We start from the raw sequence: 2,680 nt of genomic DNA on the forward strand, positions 1-2,680 counted from the left end.
AATTGAACATGGATGTGAATATTTATTAGCAGATAATGATAAAATGAAATATTTTTTCGTAAGTAAAGAATCTAAAGACGACATTGTTTCAAAATTAGAAATAGGTAACATATATGAATATAAAACAGTGTTACTTGATGATGGCGTAACGAAAAATACAATTACCGATTATGTAGAATTAGTTTCTATGTCTACTGATTTAGTAACGAACGCTCCTGAGAGATGGGAAATGTCGCTTTGGTTAAAGTCAATTCCTTTAACGTTCGTATGTAATGTATCAAAGAAATACACTGATATTAGCCAAGCAACAAGTGATGAGTTAATTGAACTTGGAGTTCCTGTTAATATTGCTGAGATAATTACTTATCCGTGGAAGCATGCAAAAGTGTTCTCTAAAATGGAACATGCTTGGAACATTGATAAGGCATTGAAAGAGTACAGTGAAGCTTATAAGCCCAAAATCTTTTATGGAGATCTAATAGATGAGTTAAAAGAAAAAACACTAAGAGCATAGAAGAACTTCGTATAACATGATATTCAAGCAGCGGATCCTTACTGAGCTTTGGTCTGCTGGAAGTATTTCAAGGAATTATTCCAGCAGAAACATCCTGCTTCACGGGACGTCATGAATACAGGAACGTGATATGCGACTGCTGACCGTAGCCTATACTTATAGTTTGTTTTAAAATTCGTATTATGAAATACCTTGGAGAAATAAAGTAAAAGGTTTGGTGAAGTTTATATGGTTTGCGTAAATTGCGCAGTAGCTAAAGAGACTTTTCAACTCAGTATGCTATCAAACGATTCTGAATATCGAAGATGTGCTGAATGTAATGATATTAAAAATATGATTGATATTTTTCAAAGTAATTCTCACCTTATTTACAATATGGAATTAAGACGTAAGTTTTTTGGAATATATCCTTTGTATACAGGAAATGAAATTGTGATGATGAAACCTGAGCTGTTTAATGTTGTAGGATTTGATGAAGATCAAGTATTTAAAGATTTATTTGAAAATATGAATATCTTTGATACTAAGTACTCAACACACATGGAAATAAATAATATTTGCGATCAAATTATGGCTCAATTAATCCATCAATTAAACTATTATATAGGTAAAAATCCTCAGGGATATCTGGTTTCTCTAATTGGCGTGTTAGAGTATAATTTCCACGTTACAGGGGCATGTGTACTGTGGTCTGGTAATTATACGTCAGATAAATTTATTGAAGAAGTCACTGACAATTTTTCTAGAGATATGTTAAGAAGTCTTGAATGGCAGAGAAAATATGATTTTAGTGAATTGTATAAAAGCCTATACAAAGAATGGGAAGGTCAATTGAGTCTTGACAAATATGCTTTACAATATGCGATTGAATTGATTCATCACTCATCTAAGAAATTGTTTTCTCAAAATGAGCCTTTTAATGCTCACATCTTTGGAAACATTTTCTCTATAATTAGAGCAATTTATAAACTAATACAAGATCGTGAAACATCAATTGAAAATGTGAAGAAAGGTGAATCACTTTTGATTGATAAGACTGGTAGGATGTATACAACTTATTCTATTGACCATGATAAATTTGCGAAGCTTTATCTTGAAAGTATGGGACATAAGTTAAAAAAAGAAATCTCTTTAGATGCTAAAAATATATTTGATGAAAAATGTTTGGAACATTTAGGTGTAACATTATATGAGATCAGCGAAGCAGCTTTCAAACTAAGTTCAATTTTTAAACAAGGAGATGAATTTTTAGTAGGCAGTAAAAAATATTTCGAAATTCTGTTTATGCAGATTTTTAATCGGTCACAGGTTGAAGTAGTTAAGCTAATAGATTACCTCTTAAACACAGGGGATGGATTTGAATATGCTTATTCTACAAAAGTTAGGAAAAACAAAGTTCTTAATCACTGCTTGTTACAGTTGGAAAATGGGGTGATGTGTTGCCCAGTACAATTTTTGGCACTTTCTTTGAATACATTGTATATAGATATAGTGGAGGGCAACCTACCCGAGGGTCCATTAAAACGTGAGCTTTTCAAAGCTACGCATAAATCTCAAAATATAGAATTCGAAAATCAAGTTTCTAAAATGCTCGCTGATTTTTTTCCAGAAGCCATATTAAAGGTGGGTATACCGAAAGACAAAGGTATTCCAATTTTGAATACAGAAAATTTCATCTCTTTTTATGGAGAAATTGATATTTTATTTTACTACTCAAAGACACTTTTTTTGATAGAATGCAAAAATAAATCACTAAAGACAAGTGTCAAAGCTTTGAGTAATGATTTGAATAGCTTCACAAAAAAAGGTAAAGATTCTTTTCAATACAAGATTGACAAAAAGATAAACGATGTTTATGAGAATTGGACTTCAGTATTAGCTTATCTGAAGGTACCAAACTACAAAAGTATCCCCCCAAAAAAACCTATAGGGGTTTTTGTTACAAGCTCTTTAACTTTAGCTACGTTAGAAGATTTACCTATTCCTGTAATACCAGCATCGCATATAATTAGTTGGATAAATGAAAATCTAAGTAGTTAACGCGACAATAAAGCTATGAAAAATACATTACTATTAACACTAAATAAAAGAGTTGAGACAGGCGAAATTCAAGTCTTGAGCTTTTTTATAAAAATAATATATTCAGCACCTAGGCAAACTTAATAT

2 protein-coding genes are annotated in these 2,680 nt (G+C 31.2%); both read left to right on the forward strand.

Annotated features, from left to right (window positions below; genetic code table 11):
• The coding region (locus CHI14_RS30055; protein WP_170948150.1) for a hypothetical protein at positions 1-514 on the forward strand (514 nt) is incomplete at its 5' end.
• Between the two features lie 228 nt (positions 515-742).
• Positions 743-2,554 (forward strand): hypothetical protein, encoded by a 1,812-nt coding sequence (locus tag CHI14_RS15320; protein ID WP_095289384.1) that lies wholly within the window; start codon positions 743-745, stop codon positions 2,552-2,554.
• Positions 2,555-2,680 lie beyond the last annotated feature (126 nt).

This window comes from Paenibacillus sp. 7516 (assembly GCF_002272715.1).
In the GTDB taxonomy this organism is placed as follows: domain Bacteria; phylum Bacillota; class Bacilli; order Paenibacillales; family Paenibacillaceae; genus Paenibacillus; species Paenibacillus illinoisensis_A.